This window comes from Lacticaseibacillus parakribbianus, from assembly GCF_025490915.1.
Lineage (GTDB): Bacteria > Bacillota > Bacilli > Lactobacillales > Lactobacillaceae > Lacticaseibacillus > Lacticaseibacillus parakribbianus.
In genome coordinates this window covers 1-24,848 of record NZ_JANQBA010000015.1, presented here as the reverse complement: position 1 = coordinate 24,848, position 24,848 = coordinate 1, and the positions used below count along the sequence as shown (strand labels likewise).

The 24,848-nt window shown below is 62.2% G+C and carries 22 protein-coding genes; 15 read left to right on the top strand and 7 right to left on the bottom strand.

What is annotated here, in order from left to right; all coding sequences use genetic code 11:
- Nucleotides 1–66 precede the first annotated feature (66 nt).
- The 3 genes from secG to smpB all read left to right on the top strand — a co-directional run bounded on the left by secG (nt 67) and on the right by smpB (nt 3,711).
- Nucleotides 67–303, top strand: a complete 237-nt coding sequence (gene secG / locus NUH19_RS11190) for a preprotein translocase subunit SecG (protein ID WP_262316642.1) — start codon at nt 67–69, stop codon at nt 301–303.
- Between the two features lie 71 nt (nt 304–374).
- Complete coding sequence (gene rnr / locus NUH19_RS11185) at nt 375–2,831, top strand: ribonuclease R (RefSeq protein WP_338085561.1); 2,457 nt, start codon at nt 375–377, stop codon at nt 2,829–2,831.
- A gap of 406 nt (nt 2,832–3,237) precedes the next feature.
- Entirely contained in the window at nt 3,238–3,711 is a 474-nt protein-coding gene (gene smpB, locus NUH19_RS11180; RefSeq protein ID WP_262316641.1) for an SsrA-binding protein SmpB, read from the top strand.
- A 77-nt stretch (nt 3,712–3,788) separates the two neighbouring features.
- On the opposite strand, the gene NUH19_RS11175 is transcribed toward smpB, so the two are convergent.
- On the bottom strand, nt 3,789–4,967 hold the full coding sequence (locus NUH19_RS11175; RefSeq protein ID WP_262316640.1) for an SAM-dependent methyltransferase: 1,179 nt from the start codon (nt 4,965–4,967) through the stop codon (nt 3,789–3,791).
- A 247-nt stretch (nt 4,968–5,214) separates the two neighbouring features.
- Here NUH19_RS11175 and NUH19_RS11170 point away from each other — a divergent pair, with 247 nt between their 5' ends.
- Together NUH19_RS11170 and NUH19_RS11165 are read left to right on the top strand one after the other, a co-directional pair.
- Complete coding sequence (locus tag NUH19_RS11170) at nt 5,215–5,778, top strand: GNAT family N-acetyltransferase (RefSeq protein ID WP_262316639.1); 564 nt, start codon at nt 5,215–5,217, stop codon at nt 5,776–5,778.
- Nucleotides 5,779–5,801: 23 nt separating this feature from the next.
- On the top strand, nt 5,802–6,464 hold the full coding sequence (locus NUH19_RS11165; RefSeq protein ID WP_262316638.1) for a hypothetical protein: 663 nt from the start codon (nt 5,802–5,804) through the stop codon (nt 6,462–6,464).
- Between the two features lie 54 nt (nt 6,465–6,518).
- Here the strand turns inward: NUH19_RS11165 and NUH19_RS11160 are convergent, their stop codons facing one another.
- Together NUH19_RS11160 and NUH19_RS11155 are read right to left on the bottom strand one after the other, a co-directional pair.
- Nucleotides 6,519–7,037: an LURP-one-related/scramblase family protein gene (locus tag NUH19_RS11160; RefSeq protein ID WP_262316637.1), complete on the bottom strand. Its 519-nt coding sequence runs from the start codon at nt 7,035–7,037 to the stop codon at nt 6,519–6,521.
- Nucleotides 7,021–7,917 (bottom strand): Cof-type HAD-IIB family hydrolase, encoded by an 897-nt coding sequence (locus NUH19_RS11155; protein WP_262316636.1) that lies wholly within the window; start codon nt 7,915–7,917, stop codon nt 7,021–7,023. Before NUH19_RS11155 ends, NUH19_RS11160 begins: the two co-directional genes overlap by 17 nt.
- A gap of 108 nt (nt 7,918–8,025) precedes the next feature.
- Here NUH19_RS11155 and NUH19_RS11150 point away from each other — a divergent pair, with 108 nt between their 5' ends.
- The 4 genes from NUH19_RS11150 (at nt 8,026) to NUH19_RS11135 (ending at nt 13,142) form a co-directional block, all read left to right on the top strand.
- The gene (locus NUH19_RS11150; RefSeq protein WP_262316635.1) at nt 8,026–8,709 is read left to right on the top strand and encodes a uracil-DNA glycosylase; all 684 of its coding nucleotides are present in this window, start codon (nt 8,026–8,028) and stop codon (nt 8,707–8,709) included.
- A gap of 132 nt (nt 8,710–8,841) precedes the next feature.
- The gene (gene pta, locus NUH19_RS11145; protein ID WP_262316634.1) at nt 8,842–9,819 is read left to right on the top strand and encodes a phosphate acetyltransferase; all 978 of its coding nucleotides are present in this window, start codon (nt 8,842–8,844) and stop codon (nt 9,817–9,819) included.
- Nucleotides 9,820–9,896: 77 nt separating this feature from the next.
- The gene (gene tsaE / locus NUH19_RS11140; RefSeq protein WP_262316633.1) at nt 9,897–10,346 is read left to right on the top strand and encodes a tRNA (adenosine(37)-N6)-threonylcarbamoyltransferase complex ATPase subunit type 1 TsaE; all 450 of its coding nucleotides are present in this window, start codon (nt 9,897–9,899) and stop codon (nt 10,344–10,346) included.
- Nucleotides 10,347–10,613: 267 nt separating this feature from the next.
- A complete protein-coding gene (locus NUH19_RS11135; RefSeq protein ID WP_262316632.1) occupies nt 10,614–13,142 on the top strand; it encodes a M1 family metallopeptidase in 2,529 nt (842 codons plus the stop codon).
- A 64-nt stretch (nt 13,143–13,206) separates the two neighbouring features.
- On the opposite strand, the gene NUH19_RS11130 is transcribed toward NUH19_RS11135, so the two are convergent.
- Both NUH19_RS11130 and NUH19_RS11125 read right to left on the bottom strand, forming a co-directional pair.
- Complete coding sequence (locus tag NUH19_RS11130; protein WP_262316631.1) at nt 13,207–13,905, bottom strand: beta/alpha barrel domain-containing protein; 699 nt, start codon at nt 13,903–13,905, stop codon at nt 13,207–13,209.
- 106 nt (nt 13,906–14,011) lie between these two features.
- Nucleotides 14,012–15,241 carry an MFS transporter gene (locus NUH19_RS11125; RefSeq protein WP_262316630.1) on the bottom strand — a complete coding sequence of 410 codons (1,230 nt, stop codon included), beginning with the start codon at nt 15,239–15,241 and terminating at the stop codon, nt 14,012–14,014.
- Between the two features lie 143 nt (nt 15,242–15,384).
- Between NUH19_RS11125 and NUH19_RS11120 the strand changes: the two genes are divergently transcribed.
- The 3 genes from NUH19_RS11120 (at nt 15,385) to NUH19_RS11110 (ending at nt 18,948) form a co-directional block, all read left to right on the top strand.
- The gene (locus NUH19_RS11120) at nt 15,385–17,151 is read left to right on the top strand and encodes a glycoside hydrolase family 35 protein (protein ID WP_262316629.1); all 1,767 of its coding nucleotides are present in this window, start codon (nt 15,385–15,387) and stop codon (nt 17,149–17,151) included.
- Nucleotides 17,144–18,157, top strand: coding sequence for a metallophosphoesterase family protein (locus NUH19_RS11115; protein ID WP_262316628.1), 1,014 nt, complete (start codon nt 17,144–17,146; stop codon nt 18,155–18,157). Before NUH19_RS11120 ends, NUH19_RS11115 begins: the two co-directional genes overlap by 8 nt.
- Nucleotides 18,158–18,303: 146 nt before the next feature.
- Nucleotides 18,304–18,948 carry a TetR/AcrR family transcriptional regulator gene (locus tag NUH19_RS11110; RefSeq protein WP_262316627.1) on the top strand — a complete coding sequence of 215 codons (645 nt, stop codon included), beginning with the start codon at nt 18,304–18,306 and terminating at the stop codon, nt 18,946–18,948.
- A 48-nt stretch (nt 18,949–18,996) separates the two neighbouring features.
- Here the strand turns inward: NUH19_RS11110 and NUH19_RS11105 are convergent, their stop codons facing one another.
- Together NUH19_RS11105 and NUH19_RS11100 are read right to left on the bottom strand one after the other, a co-directional pair.
- Nucleotides 18,997–20,193 carry a helix-turn-helix domain-containing protein gene (locus NUH19_RS11105; protein WP_262316682.1) on the bottom strand — a complete coding sequence of 399 codons (1,197 nt, stop codon included), beginning with the start codon at nt 20,191–20,193 and terminating at the stop codon, nt 18,997–18,999.
- Between the two features lie 3 nt (nt 20,194–20,196).
- Nucleotides 20,197–20,484, bottom strand: a complete 288-nt coding sequence (locus NUH19_RS11100) for a hypothetical protein (protein ID WP_262316626.1) — start codon at nt 20,482–20,484, stop codon at nt 20,197–20,199.
- 285 nt (nt 20,485–20,769) lie between these two features.
- On the opposite strand from NUH19_RS11100, the gene NUH19_RS11095 reads away from it, so the two are divergent.
- From NUH19_RS11095 to serS, 3 genes are all read left to right on the top strand, one after another.
- Nucleotides 20,770–22,302: a helix-turn-helix domain-containing protein gene (locus NUH19_RS11095; RefSeq protein WP_262316625.1), complete on the top strand. Its 1,533-nt coding sequence runs from the start codon at nt 20,770–20,772 to the stop codon at nt 22,300–22,302.
- Complete coding sequence (locus NUH19_RS11090) at nt 22,292–22,978, top strand: Crp/Fnr family transcriptional regulator (RefSeq protein ID WP_262316624.1); 687 nt, start codon at nt 22,292–22,294, stop codon at nt 22,976–22,978. The genes NUH19_RS11095 and NUH19_RS11090 overlap by 11 nt, the downstream gene beginning before the upstream one ends.
- Nucleotides 22,979–23,234: 256 nt before the next feature.
- Nucleotides 23,235–24,515, top strand: coding sequence for a serine--tRNA ligase (serS, locus tag NUH19_RS11085; protein WP_262316623.1), 1,281 nt, complete (start codon nt 23,235–23,237; stop codon nt 24,513–24,515).
- Nucleotides 24,516–24,848 lie beyond the last annotated feature (333 nt).

Below are 24,848 nucleotides of genomic sequence, written 5' to 3'. Positions count from 1 at the left end.
CTAGCCAATTGCAAGGCTTTGTGATAGGCTACTACTAGTGAGTTTTTCATTTGAGGAGGCATTCACTTGAGCAATCTATTCACGGTGCTGCTCATCATCGACTCGGTCCTAATCGTGATCGCGACCTTGATGCAGCCAAGCAAGCAGCAAGACGCCTTGAGTGCGTTATCCGGTGGGGCAACGGACCTGTTCGGTAAGCAAAAGTCGCGAGGGTTCGAAGCCTTCATGGAGAAAGTGACCGTCGTCTTGGGCGCGTTGTTCTTCGGCTTGTCGCTTGCCCTGGTGTACCTGTCATCCCACTAACGAAGGCCTCCTGAAATCCGGAGGTCTTTTTTTGAGTAAGTCACCCATTCTAGAAAACGAGGGAATTGTCCATGACCACTGTCGGCCACATTAGAAACGAATTACTAGCGCTGTTTCGGCGCAACCCGGAAGTCGGCTTTTCCGTGCAGTCCTTGAACCGCGCGTTGAAGTTTTCGGACGCCGGGGACTTCAAGGTGCTGGTGCAGGCACTGGAAGGACTGCAAAACGATAACCTGATTCACCAGGAACAAGACCTGTACCACTTGGGCGGCAAGGCCCAAAGCCTGCTGGGGATTTTCCACGGCAACGAGAAGGGCTTTGGCTTCGTGGCCATCGAAGACCAAGACAACGACGTCTTCATCGCCCCGCCAAGCACTAAGTTCGCCTTGGACGGCGACACGGTCGAGGTCCGCATCACGCGCCAGCCGGCACCAGGCGACACCCGCGGCCCCGAAGGCGAGGTTGTGGCCGTGGTCGAGCGCAAAATCACGCGGCTGGTCGGCGAGTACACCCCGCTGTCCGACGGCGAGGCGGCTCGCACCGGCTTCATCGGCACGGTGACCAGCCACGAAAAGAAGCTGCACCGCTACCCGGTGCTGGTTCAAGACACCGGCAGTACCCCGCAGCTCGGCGACATGCTGCAGGTGGAAATCACGGCCTACCCGGATGAAAGCCGTCCGGCCAGCATGCTCGGCATCATCGTCGCCAACCTGGGCAACAAGAACGACCCGGGCGTCGACATCATGTCGCTGGTCATGGCCAACGACATTCACGTCGACTACCCCGAAGACGCGATGGCTCAGGCCAACGCGATTCCAGACCACGTGACCGACGCCGACCGCGTCGGCCGCCGCGACATCACCGATCAGCCGGTGGTGACCATCGACGGCGACGACTCCAAGGACTTCGACGACGCGGTGGTCGCCTGGCAGCTGCCCAACGGCAACTACCACCTGGGCGTTCACATCGCCGACGTGTCGTACTACGTCACCGAGGGCTCGCCGCTTGACAAGGAGACATACGACCGCGGCACCTCGACGTACCTGGTCGACCGCGTGATTCCGATGCTGCCGTTCCGCCTGTCCAACGGCATCTGCTCGCTGAACCCGGATGTCGACCGCCTCGCGATGTCTTGCGACATGGAGATCGACCACGAGGGCCACGTGGTCAGCCACGAGATTTACCAAAGCGTGATCCGCTCGCACGGGCGCTTGACCTACAACAAGGTCAACGACGTGTTCAAGGGTGACGCGGCGGCGATCGCCGAGTACGGCGACCTCGTGCCGATGCTGAAGCTGATGCACGAGATGCATGACGTGCTGTACAAGATGCGTCACGGCCGCGGCGCGATTGATTTTGAAGAAAACGAGGCCAAGATCATCGTCGATGACCAGGGCCACCCGACGGACATCGTGCTGCGGGACCGCGGCATCTCCGAGCGGATGATCGAAAGCTTCATGCTGCAGGCCAACGAAACCGTGGCCGAGCATTACAGCAAGCTGCACCTGCCGTTCCTGTACCGCGTCCACGAAACCCCGGACGACGACCGCATCAAGGACTTCATCGACTTCCTGTCGACCTTCGGCATCCACGTCCCGATTAAAAAGGGCGTGCCGGTCACCCCGAAGATGCTGCAAGACGTCAACACCGAAGTCGCCGGTACCCCGGAGGAGATGATGGTCAACGTCAAAATGCTGCGCAGCCTGAAGCAGGCGCGTTACTCCGAGGATCCGCTGGGTCACTTCGGCATCGCGGCGCAGTACTACACGCACTTCACCAGCCCGATTCGCCGCTACCCGGACCTGATCGTCCACCGCTTGATTCGCGATTACGCGCTGCGCGGGGCCGGCGAGGCCGTGCAGGACAAGTGGACCGAGAAGCTGCCGGGGATCGCCGTGCAGGCCTCCGTGCGTGAACGCCACAGCATCGACGCCGAACGCGCCGTCGACGACCTCAAAAAGGCCGAGTTCATGGCCGACAAGGTCGGCGAGACCTTCGACGCCGTGGTCAGCGGTGTCACCAGCTTCGGCATGTTCGTGGCCCTGCCCAACACCGTCGAGGGCCTGGTTCACATCACCCGCATGGGCGACGACTACTACAACTTCGTCGAAAGCCAGATGGCCCTGGTCGGCTCTCGGATGCACCACATCTTCCGCATCGGCCAGCCGCTTTCCGTGAAGCTCGACAACGTCGACGTCGAGCAGCGCCAGGTCGACTTCTCGCTGATTCCGGACAAGGATGCGCCGGTGGCCGACGCCGACGTCCAGGCCCTGGCCGCGCAAAACAGCCGCGGTCGCGGCAACGGCGGCCAAGGTCGCTCGGATCGCCGCGGCAATGGGCCGCGCAACGGCCAGGGTGGCGGTAACGGTCAAAACCGCAACCGGCCGGGCCAGGGTGGCCCAAACCGTGGGCGTAACGGCCAAGGCAACGGGCGCGGCAACGGCGGCCAAAGCCACGGCTTCGGCAACACCATCGGCGCCCAGATTCGCAACACCCAAGGCCGCGGCGGCAACCGCGGCAAGCACTAGGGAAGGGTCGACTACCGGCTCGCTAAACGGGTTCCAAATCGCAACGCGGGAGCGGCTAGCGACGCACCAGCGCCGGGGCACAACCCGCCCCGACGCTAGCGCTAGGCTACCCGTCCCGCTAAACCCGCGCTTTTTCACCCTCTAAAACGGGTTCCGCGAGGCAACGCCGGTTCGGCCTGCTAAGGCCGGGCACTGGGCCAAGTTCGGGCCCAATGTCCAGCCTTACGCTACCCGACCGGCTACACCCGCCTCGTTCCACCCTCTGAAACGGGTTCCGCGAGGCAACGCCGGTTCGGCCTGCTAAGGCCGGGCACCGGGCCAAGTTCGGGCCCAATGTCCAGCCTTACGCTACCCGACCGGCTAAACCCGCCTCGCTCCACCCTCTCTTGAAAGGAGTGACGTCACCTTGGCCAAGAAAATGCAGCCAAAGCCTGATAATTTGCTGGCGCAAAACAAAAAGGCGCGCCACGACTACAACATCCTCGACACTTACGAGGCCGGCATCGCGCTGACCGGCACGGAGATCAAGTCCGTGCGAGCCGGCAAGGTCAACCTCAAGGACGGCTTCGCCCGGGTTCGCAACAACGAGGCGTGGCTGGAGAACGTCAACATCAGCCCGTTCGCGCAGGGCAACCAGTTCAACGCCGATCCGCTGCGCAACCGCAAGCTTTTGCTCCACAAGAAGGAAATCAAGAAGCTGCTCGAGGCCACGGATCAGCAGGGGCTGACCATCGTCCCGCTGCGCATGTACCTCAAGCACGGTTACGCCAAGGTCCTGATCGGCGTGGCCCAGGGCAAGAAGCTCTACGACAAGCGCGAGGCCCTGAAGCAAAAGGACCAAAAGCGTGACATCGCCCGGGCGATGAAGGAACGCTACTGAGACGTCAAAAAACCGCGCCGCGCGGCCGCCATCCACTGGATGGGCGACCGTGCGGCGCGGTTTTGGGTTGCACGGAATCAGTACATGTACTCGCGGGTCAAGGGCAGGCCGTGGCCTGAGGCACCTTTGGTCAACAGGTACTGGATGACGTCGATGTTGCCGGATTCGAAGGAGGCGGCGGCCGCCTGCAGGTAGAGGTCCCACATGCGAACGAAGGTGTAATCGAACTGCGATTGAATCAGGTTGCGCTTCGCGTTGAAGTTTTGGTCCCACAGCTCAAGCGTTCGCTGGTAGTGGCGGCGCAGCGGCTCGAGGTCGGCGATTTCAAGGCCGGCCGCCGTGATGTGGTCGACGTTTTCGCTCAGGCCGGGAACGTAACCACCGGGGAAAATGTACTTGGTCAGCCAGGCGTTGGTCGCGCCGCCTTGCTGGCGCGTGATGCCGTGAATCAGCGCGGTGCCGTTTGCCTTCATCAGCTTGGCGACGTCTTGGAAGTACAGGCCGAGGTTCTCGCGGCCGACGTGCTCGAACATGCCGACGGAGGTGACGTAATCGAACGGCGCGTGATCCAGCTCGCGGTAGTCGCAAAGCAGCACCCGGGCGTGGTCTTCAAGCCCCAGCGCCTTGATGCGCTGGTTGACGTACTTGAACTGCTCTTCGCTCAGCGTGATGCCGGTCACGTCCAAGTGGTATTCGGTGGCGGCGCGAAGCATCAGGGTCCCCCAGCCGCAGCCGATGTCCAGGAAGGTGCGGCCGGGCTGCGGGTCGAGCTTGCGCAAAATGTGCTCGACCTTATTTTTTTGGGCCTGGGTGAGGTCTTCGTGCCAGTCGTCGAAGTAGGCACAAGAGTAGGTCATCGTGTCGTCCAGCCACAGGCGGTAGAAGTCGTTGCCCAGGTCGTAATGGGCCTGGATGTCTTTTTTGCTCTTTTGCTCCGAGTGCGACTGCTTGGGAATGAAGCGCTTGAGGGCGGGGTTTTTCATGAAGCTGCCGGCGCTTTCGTAGGCCGCGGTCAACAGCCGCTGCAGTGGGTACTGGCCGCCGACTACGGTGATGTCGCCGCGCATGTAGGCCTCGCCCAAAGCCAGGCTCGCGTTTTTCATCACCTGAAGCAGGGAAACCGGCTTCTTGAAGGTGACGCTCAGCGGATTCGTTCCGGTGCCGTACTGCTTGACGTCGCCGTCCCAGTAGGTGACAAGAACGGGAATGTTGAACGAGTGGGCGAATAACTGATCGTAAAATTTCTTCTCTAACATACTGACCTCCGGCGCATGATGGGTGCGTATTTTCTTACCCTATTACCATAACGCAACGAAGGGCCCGTTGGTAAGCGCGAGAACTCATGTAACCGTTTGCGACTGGTTAATTGTCACATTTTGGACAAAATGGCCGATGACACCTAGTGTTGCGGGGGCGTATGCGTTACGCTGGATACATTGGGCGCGGCCTCGAGGAGGGAATTCACGGCAAGCCGCGCCAACAAAAGTGAAGCCGTGAGTAAAAATGATTCGACCAGCTGTTCCAAAAGACGCCAAGCAAGTGGTTCCCTTGATCAACCTCGTCTTTGAGGAGATGGAGGTGCCTGAGCTTCAGGCCATGTCGGAACCCGCGCTGTTTGCGGTGTTCGAGCAGGCTTTTCTGCTCAAGGACTACCGCTACGGCTACCCGCAGACCTTCGTTCACGTCGGCGACCACGGTGTCGACGGCATCTTGGTCGGCTACGGCCACGACCGCGAGGCCCACATCGACGACGCGTTCAAGCCGCTTTTGCCCAAGGTCGGCCTGACGCCAGACCAGGAGTTGTTCCCAGATTTTGAAAGCTACCCCGGCGAGTGGTACGTCGACACCCTCGCCGTGGCGCCGGCGGCACAGGGCCACGGCATCGGCACCAAGCTCTTGACCGAAGTGGCCAAGCTGCTGGCCGCGCGAGGCGTGACCACGCTGTCGTTGAACGTCGATCAGACCAATCCCAAGGCCGAGCACCTGTACCGCAAGTGCGGCTACCTGAAGCAAGGCGAGCTGATGATCGGTTCGCACCGCTACAATCACATGACGCTGGCCATCTGAGCCGGCGGCGGCTTGGAGGCCCCATGACACAGATCAGATTCTTGGCCGGCCCCGAGTGCGGCGTCACCGGCGTTGCACTCAGCCAAGGCGCCACCCGGGTGGTGGTGCTGGATCGCGCCGGCGACTTGAGGGCGTTGGCGCCGCGGCTGCGAGCGGTCATCGCCGGCGCGACCGCGGTGGTGGTCCTGCAACCGGCCGCCACCCCGCAGGGCGAAGCGGCCTGGCAGGCGCCAGCGGCCGCCGTGCCGGTGTATGTCGCGGCCGCGGCACCCGAGCCGGCGGCGGTCGGCCCTGTCGGCCAACCGCTGGGCTGCTTTCACGCGCTGGCCGCCGGTACCACCATCGCCGTCGCGGGGCTGACCGTCACGGCGGTCGGACCGGCGGCCTGGGTGGTGGCCGATGACTTTCACGCGTTTGGCTTCGTGACCGCCGCCGCGCCTGGCGCGGCCACCCTGCAGACGCTGCACGACCGGCGGCTGGCGATGCTGGTGCTGGCGATGCCCGATGGCGCCACGCCGGAACGCCTGGCGGTTTGTCGCCGGCTGGCGCCGCGCTTCGTGGTGCCTTGGCTGGCGCCGGATTCGGCCAAGGCGGCCGCGGCGCTTGAGGCCGACCCCTGGGCTGAAGTGCTCGAGCCCGAGCCCGGGCTGTACTACAGCCTCGACGCGCCGCAACCAGATGACTAGCAAGCCAAAAACGAAGCCACCTCGCGTGAGGTGGCTTCGTTTTTGGCCGCGGCGTCACACGCCGTAGCTGATGCTGGCGGGGTCGTGGCGAACCAGCGGGTTGGCCTGGTAGATCTGGCGCCAGCGGTCCAAAATCGCGGCCAGCAAAATGCCGGCCGGCGCGTCTTTTTGGTCCTTGATCGCGATTTTGAAGGTAGTGCCGGTCGCCGCGCCGACCGCGGCGATGGTGGTGACCGCCTTCATGCCGTGGTAGATGCGGTAGTTATTGGCCAGCATGTTGCCGATGATCATCCAGTTGAGATCGGAGACGAAGACGAACTCGTGCCAGACGCCGAACATTTTTTTCACCGAGCCGACTCGCGACTGGCTGAGGTACAGGTCGTAGCGCGGGAACATCCCCACGGTGCGTTGGCGGATGCTGCCGACGTGAGTGCCGTCGATGGTGTGCAGGTTGAAGCCGTCGTTGGCCAGCCCGTGGCGGCCGTTCAGGATGAAGGCGGGGCGAAAGGCGGCGTCCTTGACCACCGTCATGCCGCCGTCGTGCAGCGCCTGGGCATCAATGTAGTAATCCATCGTCTGCCTCCTGGCGGTTGATCTCAAGGGCGCGGTCGATCGCCTGGGCGACGCCGTCTTCGGTGTTGGTGCCGGTTGTGGCCCAAGCCAGCTGCTTGATGGCCGGCACGGCGTTGCCCATCGCCACCCCAAAGCCTGCGCGTTGGATCATCGACGCGTCGTTGAGGTTGTCGCCGATGGCCATGCACTCGGCCATCGTCACGCCTTGCTGAGCGGCGTAGGCGGCCAGCGCCAGGCCTTTTTGGGCGCGGCGGTCGTTGATCTCGATGTTGGTTTCGGCGCTGGCGGTGACGATCAGGTCGCCTTGGGCCTCAAGCGCCGCCTTGGGCCCGGCCAGCACCTGCTGCCCGGCGCTTGAAAAGGCGATGATCTTCATGATTTCGACGTTCGGGTCGGCCAACAGCGGCGCGTAATCCGGCACGTAGGTGATGTTCATCAGCTCAAGTCGCGCGGCGGCCAGGGCGACGGCGATTTTGTAGGTGGTGTCCGGGTTCAGGTTCACCAGCAGGTCGGCGATATTTTGGATACGCGAGACCTTGCTGTTGGACACGACGCCGGTGGCCGTGACCAGCTCGTAGTAGAGGTGGTCGGCGTCCAAAAGCGTGGTGATGCGCGACACGCTGGCCGGCGTCAGCGGCACGTCGACCTTGAGCGACCCTTCGGCATCGAACACCCGGGCCCCGTTCAGGGTGATGAAGGCCGGGTGCAGGTCGTGGGCCGCCATCAGCGGCTGGGCCTCGGCCAAAGCGCGGCCGGTGGCCACCATGAACTCGATGCCGCCGGCTTGGGCGCGGCGAATGGCGGCGGCGTTGGCCGGGCTGACTTGCATCTGGTCGTTGAGCAAGGTGCCGTCCATGTCTGAGGCAATGATCTTAATCACGTGGGGTTCCTCCTTTGGGTGAGTGGCTACTTAAAGAGTAGCACGAATCCCGTGTGGAAGGTAGCCAAGCGGCGTTTGCTTTTGTACACTAGTCAGGGAGGATTCGCCATGAAAACCTTGATTCACAACGACTGGCAGACGGTGCTGGCACCGGTGTTCGCCGGGCCAACCTACCGCCGGCTGCACCAGTTTCTCAAGCAGGAGTACGCCACTGCGACCATCTACCCGGAGATGCACCACATTTTCCAGGCCTTCGAATGGACCAGCTTTGCGGCCACCAAGGTCGTGATCCTCGGCCAGGACCCGTACCACGGGCCCAACCAGGCGGTGGGGGCGAGCTTCGCCGTCGCCCCGGGGGTGGCGCTGCCGCCGTCTCTGGTCAACATTTACAAGGAGTTGCAAGACGACTTAGGCATCGCCCCGGTGACCCACGGCTACCTGAAGGCCTGGGCCCAGCAAGGGGTGCTTTTGCTCAACGCGGTGCTGACCGTCCGGGCCGGGCAGGCATACTCCCACCAGCATCAGGGCTGGGAGGAGCTGACCGACGCGGCGATTGCGGCCTTATCGGACCGCGGCGGCGTCGTGTTCATCCTGTGGGGCAGCGCGGCCAAGGCCAAGGCGGCCTTGATCGACACCAGCAAAAACGCGATCATCTCGTCCGTCCACCCCAGCCCGTTGTCGGCCTACCGCGGATTCTTTGGCAGCAAGCCGTTCTCCAAGACCAACGCGGCGCTGGCCCGGCTGGGACAGGCGCCGATCGACTGGCGGCTGCCGGCGGTACCCGAGGCCTGAAGTGTTTCAATTTGGGTCAAAACTGTCTCATAAAGTAAGCGTAGTCATTGCCGTCACGCCGCGGGACTGGTATGATAGTCAGCGAAGCGTGGATGCGCTAACATTGGCAAAAGACATTTGGAGGGACCGCTCTTGGATTTATTTGACAGTTTGAAACAAAAAATTTCCGGCAAAAACCTGACTATCGTTTTCCCCGAAGGCACAGACCCACGGATTATCGGCGCCGCCGTTCGGCTGGCCGCCGATGGCCTGATTAAGCCAATCATCTTGGGCAACCTGGACGCGATTCGCGAAGTCGCCACGGCCAAGGGCTTCGACCTCTCCCGCGTCGAACTGCGCGACCCGGCGACCGACCCGATTCACGACGAAATGGCCGCGGCCTTCGTCGACCGCCGCAAGGGCAAGGCGACGCCGGAGCAGGCCGCCACGATGGTGCAAGATCCCAACTACTTCGGCACAATGCTGGTGTACATGGGCAAGGCCAACGGCATGGTGTCCGGCGCCGTTCACAGCACCGCGGATACCGTTCGCCCGGCCCTGCAGATCGTGAAGACCCGGCCGGATGCCTCGCGCATCAGCGGCGCGTTCATCATGCAGCGCGGTCGCGACGAGCGTTACCTGTTCGCCGACAACGCGATCAACATCGACCCCAACGCCCAGGAACTGGCCGAGATTGCGGTGGAATCCGCTCGCACGGCCAAGCTGTTCGACATCGATCCCAAGGTTGCGATGCTGAGCTTCTCCACCAAGGGTTCCGCCAAGGCGCCTCAGGTCGACAAGGTGGTTGAGGCCACCAAGATTGCCCACGAGCTGGCCCCGGACCTGGCGCTTGACGGCGAGCTGCAGTTCGACGCCGCCTTTGTGCCAAGCGTCGCCAAGCTCAAGGCGCCGGATTCGGCGGTCGCCGGCAACGCCAATGTTTTCATTTTCCCAGATCTGCAGGCCGGCAACATCGGCTACAAGATCGCGCAGCGCTTCGGCGGCTTTGAGGCCATCGGCCCGATCCTGCAGGGCCTGAACGCGCCGGTCGCCGACCTGTCGCGCGGCTGCAACGAAGAGGACGTCTACAAGCTGGCCATCATCACCGCGGCCCAAAACATCACGGCCTAGGCCGCTCACGCTTTGCTCACGCCTGCCTCGCAGGCGTGTTTTTACCCCGGGGAACCGGGCGTTGACTGGAGGTCACCATGGAATCACTGAATGAACAACAACTGCAGGCGCTGGCGACGGCCCTGGCCGCCAAACTTCAGGCCGGGGATGTGCTGCTTTTGGACGGCGACTTAGGCGCCGGCAAAACCAGCTTCACCAAGGGGCTCGCCTCGGGCCTGGGCATCGCCGATTACATCAAGAGCCCGACGTTCACCATCATTCGCGAGTACCAGGATGGCCGCCTGCCACTGTACCACATGGACATCTACCGCCTAGAAGACGGCGGGGCCGGCGACTTGGGCCTTGAGGAGTACTTCGAAGGCGACGGCGTCAGCGTCGTCGAGTGGCCCGAGTTTCTGGGCGACGCGCTGCCCGAGGCCTACCTGATGATCCATTTTCACAAGGATCCGGCGCATGACGACCTGCGACAGCTTTCCTACACGGCGGTGGGGCCGCGAGCCCAGGCGCTGTTGGCCGATCTGACTTAGCTTCGACAAGCGACTCTGGTGAGGGTCGCTTTTTGTGTGCCGGCGCGAAAGACGGTGTAGCTGCCGGGACGCTCGGCCTGGCCCCGGGCCACGGCGCGTTGCCGGCCGGCTGGCGCCTGGCGACCTGCGCGACGAAGCGCGGGTTGCGCGATCCGGGCTAGCGGGTGCGGCCCGACGACCCGGCCGCACGGGGGACGCACTGAAAAAGCGGCAGGCGCCATCCGATTGCGTTATAATGAATTCACATTACATTTTATGGAGGATATTATGACAGCGACGAAGCATTTGTATGAGACTTTCCAGCCGACCCATTACGACCTCTACTTGGATGTCGACCGCCAGACCAAGCTGATCGCCGGCAAGACGACGATTGAAGGTCACGCCACGGCGGCCGAGATTCGGCTCAACCAAAAGGACCTGACCGTCAGCGCCGTTGAAGCGGACGGCGCGGCCGTGCCGTTCACCGTGGATAACGCGGCGCAGACCATCGCGATCACGCTGCCGGCCGCCGGCGACGTGACGCTGACCGTCGACTACACGGCGCCTTTGACCGACACCATGATGGGGATTTACCCATCTTACTACGAGGTCGCTGGCGTCAAAAAGCAGCTGATCGGCACCCAGTTTGAAACCACCGCGGCGCGGCAGGCCTTCCCAGGCGTCGACGAGCCGGAGGCTAAGGCGACCTTCGATCTGGCCATCAAGTTCGACGAGCAGCCGGGCGAAACCGTGATCGCCAACATGCCAGAGGTCAAGGAAGAAGGCGGCGTCCACTACTTCGACACCACCCGCAAGATGTCCACGTACCTGGTGGCCTTTGCCTTCGGTGACATGCAAAAGAAGCTGACCAAGACCAACTCCGGCGTTGAAATCGGCGTTTTCACCACCAAGGCCCACAAGCCAGAAGAGCTCGACTTCGCCCTGGACATCGCCAAGCGGTCGATCGAGTTTTACGAGGACTTCTACCAGACCCCGTACCCGCTGCCGCACTCCTACCAGCTGGGGCTGCCGGACTTTTCCGCCGGCGCGATGGAGAACTGGGGGCTGGTCACCTACCGCGAGGCCTACCTGACTCTGGACCCGAGCAACTCGACGCTGCGTCAAAAGCAGCAGATCGGCACCGTGATCGCCCATGAGTTGGCTCACCAGTGGTTCGGCGACCTGGTCACCATGAAGTGGTGGGACGACCTGTGGCTGAACGAAAGCTTCGCCAACATGATGGAATTCGTCGCCATCGACGCCCTCGAGCCCGACTGGCACATCTGGGAAACCTTCCAGACCGGCGATGCGCCGTCCGCCCTGCGCCGCGACGCGACGCCTGGCGTTCAGTCCGTTCACATGCAGGTGGAGGACCCGGCCGAAATCGACGCGCTTTTCGACGGCGCGATTGTCTACGCCAAGGGGGCGCGGATGCTGGTGATGGTCCGTGGCCTGATTGGCGACGCGGCGCTGCGCAAGGGCTTGAAGGCCTACTTCGACGCGCATCAGTACGGCAACGCCGCCGGGTCCGACCTCTGGGCCGCCCTGGGCGAGGCCGCGGGCATCGACCTTGGCACCATCATGCACGGCTGGCTTGAGCAGTCCGGCTACCCGGTGGTGACCGCCGCCGTGGTTGACGGCAAGCTCACCTTGAGCCAAAAGCAGTTCTTCATCGGCGACGGTGAAGACACCGGCCGCCAGTGGCAGATCCCGTTGAACGGCAACTACGCGACGCCGCAGCTGATGACCACCCAGACGCTTGAGCTCGGGGATTACCAAGCGCTGCGCGAGGCCGCCGGCAAGCCGTTCCGCTTGAACGTCGGCAACGAGTCGCACTTCATCGTCAAGTACGACGCGACGCTTTTGGCGGACCTTTTGGCCACCGCCCAAGCACTCGACCCGATTTCTCAGCTCCAGCTGCTGCAGGACCAGCGCCTGCTGGCGGAAGGCGGTCAGATTTCTTACGCGACCGTCGTGCCGCTTTTGACGGAGTTTGCCGACAGCACCTCCGCCGTTGTGCTCAGCGCCGTCTTTGGCCTCGCGAACATGCTCAAGAAGTTCACGACCCCGGATTCGGCCGAGGAAAAGGCGCTCAAGGCGCTGTTCACCAAGCTGACCGCCGCCCACGTTGCGCGGCTGGGTTGGGCCCCGGTTGATGGTGAGTCCAACAACGACCAGCTGGCCCGGCCGATTATCCTGAGTGCGGCGGCCTACGCCGGCGACCCGGCCACGGTGGCCGGGGCTCACGCCGCCTTCGCCAAGGCGAGCGAGCCCAAGGACCTGCCGGCCAACACCCGGCCGTACATCCTGGCCAGCGAGGTTCGCTGGCACGCAAGCGTGGAGCTGTTCGAGAAGCTGCTCCGCGACTACCGCACGTCCGCCGATCCGAACTACAAGGCCGCGATTGCCTACGCCTTGACGGACACGCAGGATACGGTGTTGATTGGGCGGCTGATCGACGTCTTCGAGGACGCCGACACCATCAAGCCGCAGGACCTGCGCGGCTGGTACGCCGGCCTGCTCGCCAACCCGGTTGCCCAAGAGGCGGCCTGGGACTGGCTGCGGACGGAGTGGTCCTGGCTTGAAAAAACGGTCGGTGGCGACATGGAATTCACCACCTACATCACCGTTTCCGCCGGTCGCTTCTACACGCCGGAACGCCTGGCCGAGTTCAAGGCCTTCTTCGAACCCAAGAAGGACGTGCCGGGCCTGGGTCGCGAGATCGCGATGGACACTAAGGCCATCGCCGGTCGCGTCGCCCTGATCGCGGCGGAAGGCGCCGCGGTTAACGCCGCGGTGGCCGAGGCCACCAAGTAAACCGCACCAAAAAATCAGTTGCCGCATTGCCGGCAACTGATTTTTTTTGTGTGGTTGGCGCGACTCAGTCCTGTGGGGCCTGTTCGTCGCGGTACTTCGCCATTTTCTCGTGGAAGGTCTTTTCGGTCATGCCGTAAGCCGTGTAGGTGATTGCGTTGGCCCCGGCCTGAATCGTGGCTTCGATCTGCGCGTCGGTTTTGCCACCGGACGCGATGATTGGAAAGTGCGGATCGACGTCCGCCAGCTGGGTTCGGGCCCAGGCGACCAGCGCCGCCGTGTCGCGGCCGCCGGCGATGTTCAAGGCGTTGACGCCGGCATCAAGGTAGGCGGCGAGGTTCGGCGTTTGGTTGACCACCGTGTAAAAAATCGGAATATCGACGATGCGCCGGACGCTGCGCAGCGTCTCCAGGCTGGTCGGGGCGTTGAGCACCACCGCCTGGGCCCCGTTCTCCTCGGCGAAGCGGGCGACGGTGGCCGAGCGCAGCCCCTTGGTCAGGCCACCGCCGACCCCAGCCAGAATCGGCACGTTGGCGACGCGGCTGATGGCGTCGAGGATGCGGGTGTTGGGCGTCCAGGGGTAGACGGCGAGAATGGCGTCGGCGTCGCAGTTGGCGATCACCGCGACGTCGGTGGAGTAGACGATGGTTTTGATTCGCTTGCCGAACAGGCGAATGCCAGACGCCTTGCGAATCACGTCGGGGGATTCGACGATGTGGTCGCGCAAGGCGGAGGTGAGGTTGGGGATGATGGGCCGGTCAGTCATGGGCTGCCTCCTTGGGTTTTGCCCTGAAGATACCACGAAAGGCCGCCGGTGCAAAGCGTTTTCGCGCGAAAAAAAACGCCTCGCAAAATTGGCGAGGCGTCCGGCACTACCGGGCATGGCGCAGGCTCGGTGCCGCGAACCACAACATGAGCAAGTTGATCAGCAGCATGCAGGCGGTGGAGATGAACACGACGTTGTAGTCGAACAGTCCGGCCAGCGTACCGCCGAGCAGCGACCCGAACATGTTGCCGAGGGCCTGGAAGGACTGGTTCCAAGAGAAAATCGCGGAGGTCGCGCTGGCGGGTGAGTTCTTAGTCAGTAGCGTCTGAATCGTCGGGAACAACGCGCCGTCCGAGATGCCGACCAACAGCCGCAGGAACCCGAGGGCCCAGATGCTGGTGACGAAGCCTTGCGGGAAGTAGACCAGCACCGCAAACAGGTAGCCGGCCATCAGGATCTTGCCCGAGCCGTGCTTGTCGCCGTAAGCCCCCAGCCGCGGCGCGGCCAAAATGTTGGAGATGCCGGGCAGGGCCGCGATGATGCCGGCGACGAAGGCGACGGCCCCGCCGTTGTGCATCAGCTCCTTGACGTACAGGCTGATGATCGGCGCAATCGAGGTGTTGCCCAGCTGCACGAACAGGGTGGAAAACAGCAAGACGACGATCAGCTTGGGATTTTGGAACTGCCCGAGCAGGCCGCCGAGCAGCCCCTTGCCGGCCGCCTTGGGCTTGGCGATGGGAACGAAGTGTTCGGTCACCAGGGTCGCCGACAGCAGCCCGGCGACGAACAGGAGGCCGGCGGTGATGAAGAAGGTGTTGCGGATGGAGAAGACCGACGCCAACGCGCCACCGAGAATCGGGCCCATCAGCATCCCCGACGTCGACCCGGTGACCAACGTCCCCAGCGCCTTGCCGGCGTTTTCACGCGGCGTCTGGGCGGCAATCAGGGCCTGAGCGTTGCTGATGAAGCCGGAAAACAGGCCTTGCAGGGCTCGCAGCGCGATCAGCTGCCAGATGTTGGTCGCAAGCCCCATCAGAAACATCGCCGTGGCCATGCCGAAGCTCGCGCGAATCAGCATGATTTTGCGACCCTTGCGATCGGCCAGGGCCCCCCAGATCGGTGACACAATCGCGGTGACCAGGAAGGTGGCCGCGTAGACCAGCCCCGAGTAAAAGGAGACCTGCGCCTTGGTGAAGTTCCCCAGCTGGCTGACGTACAGCGACATGAAAGGCATCAGCTCTGAAAAGGCGACCCCGGCGATGAAGGTGCAGCCCCACAACACATAGAGGTTGCGCCGCCAAGGATTTTGCTGATTGTCTGACTGTTCTTTCACCATCACCACTTCTTTCATTAATCGTACTTTTCATTGTGGCGAACAAATGTGAATTTTTTGTGAAGGCAGGGGCGTGTAACGGCTTACAAACGGGGCGTGACGTGGTAGACTAACGGCATCATGCTTCTGACAAGAGGAGGATAACCATGCGCTTTGACATTCAACACGACTTCATGCTGGACGGCCAGCCGTTCAAAATCATCAGCGGCGCCATTCATTACTTCCGCATCGCCCCGAGCAAGTGGTACCAAAGCCTGTTCAACCTCAAGGCGATGGGGGCCAACACGGTCGAGACCTACGTGCCGTGGAACTTCCACGAGCCGCAGCCCGGGGTGTTCGACTTTGGCGGCTGGCGGAACCTGGACGGCTTCATCGACCAGGCAGAGGCGCTGGGGCTGAACGTGATTGTGCGGCCGTCGCCATACATCTGCGCCGAGTGGGAGTTCGGCGGCCTGCCGGCCTGGCTTTTGCAGACGCCCAACCGGCCGCGCAGCCGTGACCCGCGGTTCTTGGCGCTGGTGCGGCGCTACTATCAGGCCTTGATGCCGCACCTGGTGCCGCACCAAGTTGACCACGGCGGCCGGCTGATCATGATGCAGCTGGAAAATGAGTACGGCTCCTACGCCGAGGACAAAGGTTACCTCCGGGCGCTTGCCGGCATCCTGCGCGACTGCGGCGTGACGGTGCCGCTGTTTACGGCCGATGGCGGCTGGCATGCGGCGCTTGACGCCGGTAGCTTGATTGAAGACGGTATTTTACCCACCGCCAACTTCGGCAGCGACGCGACGACCAACTTCGATAACCTGCAGACGTTCATGGCCGAACACGACTTCGCTGGCCCCCTGATGTGTACCGAGTTTTGGGACGGGTGGTTCGCGCAGTGGGGCAAACCCGCCGTCCATCGCGCCGCGGCGGACGTGGTTGCCGAAGCCGCCGCGGTGTTGAAGCGCGGTAGCATCAATTTCTATATGTTCCATGGCGGCACGAACTTCGGCTTCACCAATGGGGCCAACGAGACGGCCGGGGAGGGCTACCAGCCGCAGGTCACGTCCTACGACTACGACGCGATTTTGACGGAGCAGGGCAACCCGACGGCCAAGTTCTACCTGCTGCAGGACCTACTGTGCGAGGGCCGGACCAAAACCGCCCCAATCATCAGCCACGCCCAGGCGCTGCCGCCTTTGACCAGCCCGGCGGCGGCTGGGCTGGTGGCCAACCTGTCGCAGTGGCCGCAGACCCACGTGGCCGAGCCGCAAAGCATGGACGCGCAGGGGCAGCTTGCGGGTTACGCGTGGTACCAGCTGGATCACCCGCTGCGGTCGGGCGACCGGACGCTGCAGCTGATCGGCATGGCCGACCGGGCGACGGTTTATTTGAACGGCCAACCGGTGGCGGTGCGAGACCGCGAGAACGCGGCCGCGCCGATCACGCTGGCCGAGGACCCGCTTGGCGCGACGCTGGCGGTGCTGGTCGAAAACCGCGGCCGCACCAACTTCGGGACGTGGCTGCTGGGTCCCAACCAGGAGAAAGGTCTGCGCGGCGGTGTTTTTCAGGGGAATCACTTCCTGAACGGCTGGGTTCAAACCGCGCTTGCGCTGGATGCGCTGCCGCCGCTGGCTGACACGCGGCCGGTGGTGGCCGGCCAACCCGTCTGCTACCGCTTCGTTTTCGAGCTGGCCACACCTTGCGAGACCTTTCTGGACCTGACTGGTGCCGGCAAGGGGGTGGTCTTCGTCAACGGGCGCAACTTGGGCCGCTACTGGGACGTGGGGCCTTACCTGACGGCCTTTGTCCCGCAGGACGCATTAGTGGCCGGCGCCAACACCGTCGAGATTTTTCAGGAAAGTGGGCCAAGGCTTTCGCAGCTGCGTTTTGCGGCCGGCCCGATTGAAAAGGAGACTGCAGATGACTGACTTGTTCGTGCTTTCGGATGTTCACTACGACGGCACCGCGCCTCGCACTCAGGCGCTGGGGGCAAGCCTTGACACGATTCGGCGCCTGAATCCGGCCGCCACGGTGGTGATCGACGGCGATTTGACCAACTCGGGATTGGCCGCCGAGTTCGCCGGGCTGGGGGATCTGTTGACGCAGTATTCGCCGTTGACCTTCCTGCTGAATCTAGGCAACCACGATGTGCGAGGCCCGTTCTCCGCCGGCTGGCAGGCGGCCCCCGACGCCGATCCGGCGCATTACCACCAGGTCACCGTACCGAGCTTCGCCGCCATACAGCGCCGAGTTGGGTCGCCGATTCAGACGCTGTACGGGGCGGTTGACGTGGGGCCGTGGCGGGTAATCCTGCTGAACCTCGAGCGGGGGCTCAAGGACGCCGCGGCGCTGTCTGACACGCAGTTGGCCTGGTTGGATGCCGAGCTGGAGGCGACCGCCTTGCAACCGCTGGTCTTCATCCACCAGCCGCTTGACCACACCCACTGGCGCAGCGACCTGTACGGCGGCTTCGGCGCCTTCGATGCGCCGCTCAAGCGGGTTTTGGCCGCGCATCCCAACACGGTGCTTTTGTCCGGTCACATTCACAACGGTTTCGGCTACACCGAGGTGATTCCGCGGACATACGCGACGTTGGTGGATTTGCCGGCGCTGAGCGTCAGCGAGCTCGGCTACGTCGGCGCCGGCCTGGGCTACCGGCTGACGGCGGTTGGCGCAGGGCTTGCGCTTGCCGCCTGGGACTTCGCCGCCGCCACGCGCCTGGCCCAGTTCGACCAGCTGGTGGATTGGCCGACCGTGGGTAGCCTGGCCCAGACGGCGACCGCGGTGCCGGCCGCCGTGACGGCGGCGCTGAACGCCGCTTACGACCAGACTCGGCTAGAGGAGCTGAGTACGCCACCTCTGGCGCTGTTCGGCTCGCCCGTTCAGGCGCAGTGCCACGCCTGGTGTCAGGCCCAGCGCGACTTGAACCGGTGAACGCTGCCGTCTGACGGTATTCGGTATTATTCGGTCGCGGTGCCGGCGGGGTTAGCAATCGCCCTTGAGTCTTGGGCCTGCGCGACGTATGATAAGTGAGTATTCACTTACCAGACGCCGACGCCTGGGGCAAAGGAGCGATTGCGATGCGCGTGAACGATGTGGGGACCCTGTTTGATCAGTCGCTTGAGGCCAGCGACCTGACCGCCAGGCAAAAGGCGGTGCTGAAGGCCAGCCTCGAGCTGTTTGCCAAGCAGGGGTTTTCGCGAACCAGCACCGGGGACATTGCTAAGGCCGCCGGGGTTTCAGAGGGCACGGTGTACAAGCGGTTCAAGACCAAGGAGGACATCTTGCAGGCCATCCTGGCGCCTTTTTTTGCCGAGGTCGTGCCCAAGGCGGCCGGTGAGTTCATCGACCACACCCTGGTTGGGCTGCCGGCCGACTTCGCCACGTTGCTCACCGGGCTGTTGACGGACCGGATGCAGTTTGCGGTTCGCAACTACCAGGTGGTGAAAATCATGATGGCCGAGGCGCTGCAGCGACCGGAGCTGATCGAACAGGTCAAAACGGTTTTCGACCAGGCAATCGCCGAGCGGTTCACCCCGACCATCGTGCATTACCAAGCGGCCGGGCAGCTGGTTGACTGGCCGGCCGCTCAGATCATGCGCTTCATCGCCGGCACCCTGCTCGGCGACGTCCTCACACGACTGTTGAACGATACGCCGATTGCGGTCGACCAGCTAGTTTCACGCGAGGTGGAATTCCTGATGAAGGGGCTGCGACCGGAATAGGGCAACGCAAAAGGCACTTCCCGCTGTTGGTGGGAAGTGCCTTTTGCGTCACTCGGCCGCGGCCGCAAGCTTTTGCTCGTAAAGGCGAAAGACCTGCTGGTACAGCCGGTAGTAGTCGGTTTCCGTCGCGTCGAGGTACCAGTCAAACCGCGGCCCGGCCCCGGGCGGCAGGGGGGCGTTGGCGAAGTCGTCTGGGCTGGTGATGATCAGATCGGCCTGGCCGAGGTCGGCCTCCGGGGCCATCAAAGCCACCACGCTGATGTTTTGGAGGAAGTGGCGAATCGCCGCGTTGCCGATGTCGGTGCTGGCCATCCACAAAGCGACGTGAACGCGGTCGGTCCACTTGAAGCGGCTGAGGTAGGGCACGAACAGCAAAAAGAGCATCTCGATGAAGGCTGCCCGGTCCGTTTTGAACGGGGCGAAGGCCGGCGTCTCCGGCAGCTGATCGACAAAGTCGCCGAGCAGGTCGCGCATCTGCCGCTGCTTGTAGCTCAGCTGGGTGGTGGTGAAAAAGTCGGCCTGCTTGACGTAATCGCCGCCCATCAACGACCACGCAAGGCTCAGCCGCAGCAGGTTCATCACCAGCTGCGGGTCCTCCCACAAAGGCGTCGCGGCGGCCTCGTCGTAGTCGTCTAGGAAGCTCATCAGCCGTGCGACCAGGTCCCAAGACGTCGCTTCGCGGCCCTGCAGGTAGGACAACAGGCTGCTTTCACGCGGGGTCATCAGCGTGAAGCGGATGTTTTTGGCCTGGAAGAACTCGAAAAAGTTGCTCTCGTCGCGCAAGGCGTGAGGGGTCAGGCGGGGAAAGCCGGCCTGCGAGTAGACCAGCGGCTGCGGGGGCATCCCGGCGAAGAGCTGGTAGAAGTCGGGTCCCCACTTGACGGTGAAGCCATGGGCCAGCCGGGTGCGACACACCGCCCAAAACACCTGCTCCTGCAGCTGGGTGATTGGGTCCTGGGAACAGCTTGCAAGCTGCAGGTACTGCTGGCGAACGGTTGCGGCATCGATCAAGTTGAACGGCCACGCGGTGCCGTGGTAGCCCAGCCAGTAAAAGGCGTGGAGGAACAGCCGTACCTGCTTCTCGTCGCCGGTGAACTTGGCCTGGGTCAAAGACAGCTTCAGGCGAAAGCCCCCCAAGAATTTGCGAACTGGCGCGGTCTTGCGCAGCAGCGTCGAGTGGCTGATGAAATGTTCGGCGCAGAACTGATCGATGCTGGGTTGATTGCTCTGGGTGACGTAATCTATGAACTAAAAGGCAATCGCCCCTTCAAGTAGCTTGGCGCGGTAGACGTCGACCGGCAGCACGGGCTCGCCGCGGGTTAGGGTGTGCTTGACCGCGGCTTTGGTGGCCCCATCGAGGTCGGCCATGTCGCGCGACAGCTCCTGAAACACGTTGTAGCTTTGCTGGTAGGAAAGCCCCAGCCGCCCACTCAGGTCGGTGATCGTCAGCGGCTCACCGTGCTGGCTGACCAGCGTTCGGTACATCTCGAACTTTTGCAAGTCGGCCTTCTCCAAGAAGATCTCCTCGAACCGCATGTTTTCACATCCCTTCCGCTTGCTGCCCCTAGTATATCAAAAAGATGAACTTTGCGGCCGCTATTTTTAATCGAGTTTTCATTGAAATTCTGATTGAAGGAATATGAATGCCGCCAGTGTCACCGTGTTTAGACCGCTTACTTAAAATAGGGTATCATTATTTGGAAAACTTAATTGAAAACACGGCGTGGTCAAGGTTATAATTAGGCCGTTATATCGTCGGATAAATCAGCATTTTTTGGGGGAAATATTACAATGCGCGGACGCGAAGATATCTTTCTGTCGATGTCAGAGACAGAAAAAATGAGCTTGTTCCGCAAGATCGTCAACTCTCGAACCGCCCAGACGCCAGTCGCGGATCGACTTGTTGCCGAGCTTTCACACAAGCCGCTGGTCAAGGACGTCAATCTCAAACAGATTGCCTCCTTGACCGGCCGAAACTACGGCAGCGTGTACAACACGTACAACGGGCTGGTCGCCGCCTTGGAGGACATGACCGGCAGCAAGAACGTCAGTACCAAGAAGCTGTTCAACCTGTCCTCAAGCGCGGTGCGGTACTACTTCGTCAACCAAAGCCACCCGTACCAGTTCCTGCAGGCGCTGTTGACCCACCAGTACGAGAACTTCGATCAGTTCCTGGCGGCGGCCGACACCTCGAAGGCCACGATGCTGCGCCACCTCAAGCCCTTGCGCGATTTTTCCCGCAAGTTCGGCGTTCGCTTCTCCTACGAGACGCTGCGCCTGCAAGGCGAGGAGAAGCGCATCCGCGTCTTCTTGACCATGGTGTACTGGCTGGCCACGGACGGAGCCGGCTGGCCGTTCGCCGACCTGGCGCGAGAGACCATCGGCGACATCGTCGATCAGGTGGTGACCCTGTACGACGTGGGGACGCCGAACATTGTCACCCGCGAGATCGCGATGTACTACGTCGCCATCTCCTATTACCGCATCAAAGACGGCGCGGCGATTGCCTACGACGAGGCGACGCTGACGCTGAAGTACCCGACCGCCAACGTCTTTGAGGAGCTGCAAGACGCCTTTCCTTGGCCGGCCATCACCTTGTCCGAACAGCTGGGTGAAAGCGCCGCGGTTTACTTCCTGTTCAATTTCCTGCCGTTTTACGTCACGACCAACCCGGCGCAGCTGGAGAAAACGGTGCAGCGCTTCAAGCGTTACAACCCGAGCATCTACGACTTGGTCACCGACTTTTTGGCCAAGCTGCCGGTGTCTTTCGTGGAGCAAAACCGGCTCCCGGCCCAGGCGATGAACATGCTCAAGGCCAATTTACTGGCCAACACCGTGTCGACCCTGGAGTTCGGCGACGATGTCTCGCAGACCATCGCCTACGAGATCAACGCGAAGCTCGAGCAGATTCCAGATAACGTCGCGCTGCAAAAAAAGGTTCACCAGACGCTGGAGCACGTGATTTTCACCCGCAAGCTCGACGTCTTCACGCCGGTGCTCGACACGCTGGTCGATTCCTACTACCACAACCTGTTGCACCTGGCGACCCAGTTCATTCCGCCGGTTAAGGTCAAGGTGGCGCTGGTGATCGAGCAGACGGTGCTGGGGTACATCGACCTTTTGGCCTTCTTGATCAGCCAGCCGATCGTCGAGATTCTCGAGCCCGAGGCGATCGGCGACGCCGACCTCGTGATCGAAAGCTCCACCGTGCCGGACGCGGCAGCCAAGCGCGGTGACGTCCTGACCTACAAGTGGGCGGCTAACTCGTCCAACGACTGGTTCGGCGAGCTGTACGCCGAGATTCGCCAGGTTTGGGACAACAAGCTCAGCCTGGGTGGCAACGTTGATTACTAAGGCCCATGCGCCGCACCTGTGCGTCGCCACCGTGCCGATTTTCCAGCACCTGCCGCAACCCATGCTGGAGCAGATCGGCTCGGTGGTGCAGCATACCCATTTTGCCAAGGGGGAGCCGCTGTACCTGAGCGGCAGCCCGGCGACGGCGCTTTACATCATCCACGAAGGCAGCGTCAAGGTCTCGCGCAGCCTCGCGGATGGGCGCGAGCAAATTGTGCGGCTGCTTGAACCCGGCGATTTTGACGGTGACCACGGGCTGTTTGTGACCGAGCAGCACGAGGCGGCGGCCACGGCCACCGCTCCGGTGTCGGCCTGCGTCCTGTACAAGCGTGAGTTCCAGCGCCTGCTCAAGGACGCCCCGGAGGTCTCCTTTGCCGTGATGCAGGAGCTGACGCGGCGCATCGACCAGCTGGAGGCTAAGGCCACCGGGGCGATGGCGCCGGTGGAGGGGCGGCTGGCGGCCTACCTGCTGGCCCAACCCCAGCCCGAATTTCGCCTACCGATGAAGAAAAAGGACCTGGCGCAGTACCTCGGCACAACGCCGGAAACCCTGAGCCGGCGCCTGAAGGCCTTCGGGCAGGTCGGCCTGATCCGGGAAGTTCGCCCGAGCGTGATTCGGGTGCTGGACCCGGCGGGGTTGGCCCGGCAATCGGCCTTGCAAGGACCGGCCCACTGACGTATTATAGAGGCAAATAGCAAACACGTGAGTAGGCGCTTAAGGGCAGTTCAGAGAGGTGACGGTTGGTGCAAGTCACACAAGCCCGCATTCCAGCGCGACAGTGGGCGGCGATGAGCCGCACGGCAACGACCGTTATCGATTGAGGGTGGCCACTGGTTGGCCAAACTTGGGTGGTACCGCGGAAAGAAGCCTTTCGTCCCAATTTTTGGACGAGGGGCTTTTTGTGTCTTCACACGAAAAAGGAGGAACTGTGATGTTGGATATCAAAGTATTGCGCAACGACCCAGACTGGGCCAAGACCAAGCTCGCGGCGCGTGGCGTCAAGCCGGACCAAATCGACGAGGTGCTGGCACTAGATGCCAAGCGTCGCGCGGTGATTGTTCAAACCGAGGAGCTCAAGGCCAAGCGCAACCAGGTTTCCGACCAGATTGCGGCCAAGAAGCGCAACAAGGAAAGCGCAGACGCCGAGATCGCCGCGATGCGCGAGGTCGGCAAGGAAATCGGGGCTTTGGACAAGCAGCTGGCCGACATCGAGGCCGAGCAAACCGGCATTTTGGTACGGCTGCCGAACTTCCCGGCCGATGACGTGCCGATGTCGATGGACGAAAATGACGCGCGTGAGGAGTACAAGTGGGGGACCCCGCGGCAGTTCGACTTCACCCCCAAGGCCCACTATGAGCTCGGCGAGGCGCTGGGCATCCTCGACTTTGAACGCGCGGCCAAGGTTTCCGGGGCCCGGTTCGTCTACTACAAGGGGGCTGGTGCCCGGTTGGAACGCGCCGTGTACAACTTCTTTTTGGATGAGCACTACAAGGAAGGCTACACGGAAATGATCACCCCTTACCTGGTGAACGACGACTCGATGTTTGGCACCGGGCAGTTTCCCAAGTTCACCGAGGATGTGTACTCGATCACCAACGACGGCGAGCCGCTGACGTTGATTCCGACCGCCGAGGTGCCGCTGGTCAACTACTACCGCGGCGAGATTATCGACAAGGAGAAGCTGCCGATCAGCTTCACCGCGCTTTCCCCGGCCTTTCGCTCCGAGGCCGGCAGCGCCGGGCGCGATACCCGCGGCTTGATTCGCATGCACCAGTTCAACAAGGTGGAGATGGTCAAGTTCTGCAAGCCGGAGGATTCCTGGAACCAGCTGCAAAAGCTGATCCACGATGCCGAAGACCTGCTGCAAAAGTTGGGCCTGCCGTACCACGTGATCACCCTGGCCTCCGGGGATGCCAGCTTCACCAGCGCCAAGACCAACGACCTTGAAGTCTGGCTGCCGGCGCAGGACCGCTACCGTGAGATCTCCAGCTGCTCCAACTGCACGGACTTCCAGGCCCGTCGCTCCCAGATTCGCTACCGCGATGACAACGGCAAGCCGCAGTTCGTTCACACGCTGAACGGCTCCGGGCTTGCGGTCGGCCGGGCCGTTGCCGCCATTCTTGAGAACTACCAGAACGCGGATGGCAGCGTCACCGTGCCGGAGGTGTTGGTGCCTTACATGGCCGGCCAGACCGTCATCACCGCCGAATAAATTTTGAGAGAAAAGCAGCCGTCGTGCTGCTTTTTTTAGTTTTTTTCAATTCGGGGTTGACCCACCGGCCTTCGCTTGGTATGATATTCCTCGTTGTCAAACAGCCCGGTTATGAAAGCATATTACTTGATTGATTAACCGGCATCCAAGTTTAAAAATAAGGTTTGACAATACATTGTCCACCTGATATACTCATTAAGTTGTCTTATGGACAAGGTAGTCCTTTGAAAACTGAACAAAGTTTCGTAAATGTGATAGGGCTTTTCTTAATTGAAAAGAATTAAACATTGCGAAGTCAATTCGCTAGTAACAACAAATCGAGCTATTCAAACA

Excerpts from the sequence above, each read along its gene's own strand:
- NUH19_RS11115 (WP_262316628.1), top strand. The coding sequence starts at position 17,144 with ATGACTGACTTGTTCGTGCTTTCGGATGTTCACTACGACGGCACCGCG.
- NUH19_RS11150 (WP_262316635.1), top strand. The coding sequence starts at position 8,026 with ATGAAAACCTTGATTCACAACGACTGGCAGACGGTGCTGGCACCGGTG.
- NUH19_RS11110 (WP_262316627.1), top strand. The coding sequence starts at position 18,304 with ATGCGCGTGAACGATGTGGGGACCCTGTTTGATCAGTCGCTTGAGGCC.
- rnr (WP_338085561.1), top strand. The coding sequence starts at position 375 with ATGACCACTGTCGGCCACATTAGAAACGAATTACTAGCGCTGTTTCGG.
- NUH19_RS11165 (WP_262316638.1), top strand. The coding sequence starts at position 5,802 with ATGACACAGATCAGATTCTTGGCCGGCCCCGAGTGCGGCGTCACCGGC.
- NUH19_RS11095 (WP_262316625.1), top strand. The coding sequence starts at position 20,770 with ATGTCAGAGACAGAAAAAATGAGCTTGTTCCGCAAGATCGTCAACTCT.
- NUH19_RS11130 (WP_262316631.1), bottom strand. The coding sequence starts at position 13,905 with ATGACTGACCGGCCCATCATCCCCAACCTCACCTCCGCCTTGCGCGAC.
- tsaE (WP_262316633.1), top strand. The coding sequence starts at position 9,897 with ATGGAATCACTGAATGAACAACAACTGCAGGCGCTGGCGACGGCCCTG.
- NUH19_RS11175 (WP_262316640.1), bottom strand. The coding sequence starts at position 4,967 with ATGTTAGAGAAGAAATTTTACGATCAGTTATTCGCCCACTCGTTCAAC.
- NUH19_RS11100 (WP_262316626.1), bottom strand. The coding sequence starts at position 20,484 with ATGCGGTTCGAGGAGATCTTCTTGGAGAAGGCCGACTTGCAAAAGTTC.
- serS (WP_262316623.1), top strand. The coding sequence starts at position 23,235 with ATGTTGGATATCAAAGTATTGCGCAACGACCCAGACTGGGCCAAGACC.
- NUH19_RS11160 (WP_262316637.1), bottom strand. The coding sequence starts at position 7,037 with ATGGATTACTACATTGATGCCCAGGCGCTGCACGACGGCGGCATGACG.
- NUH19_RS11125 (WP_262316630.1), bottom strand. The coding sequence starts at position 15,241 with ATGGTGAAAGAACAGTCAGACAATCAGCAAAATCCTTGGCGGCGCAAC.
- NUH19_RS11120 (WP_262316629.1), top strand. The coding sequence starts at position 15,385 with ATGCGCTTTGACATTCAACACGACTTCATGCTGGACGGCCAGCCGTTC.
- NUH19_RS11170 (WP_262316639.1), top strand. The coding sequence starts at position 5,215 with ATGATTCGACCAGCTGTTCCAAAAGACGCCAAGCAAGTGGTTCCCTTG.
- NUH19_RS11135 (WP_262316632.1), top strand. The coding sequence starts at position 10,614 with ATGACAGCGACGAAGCATTTGTATGAGACTTTCCAGCCGACCCATTAC.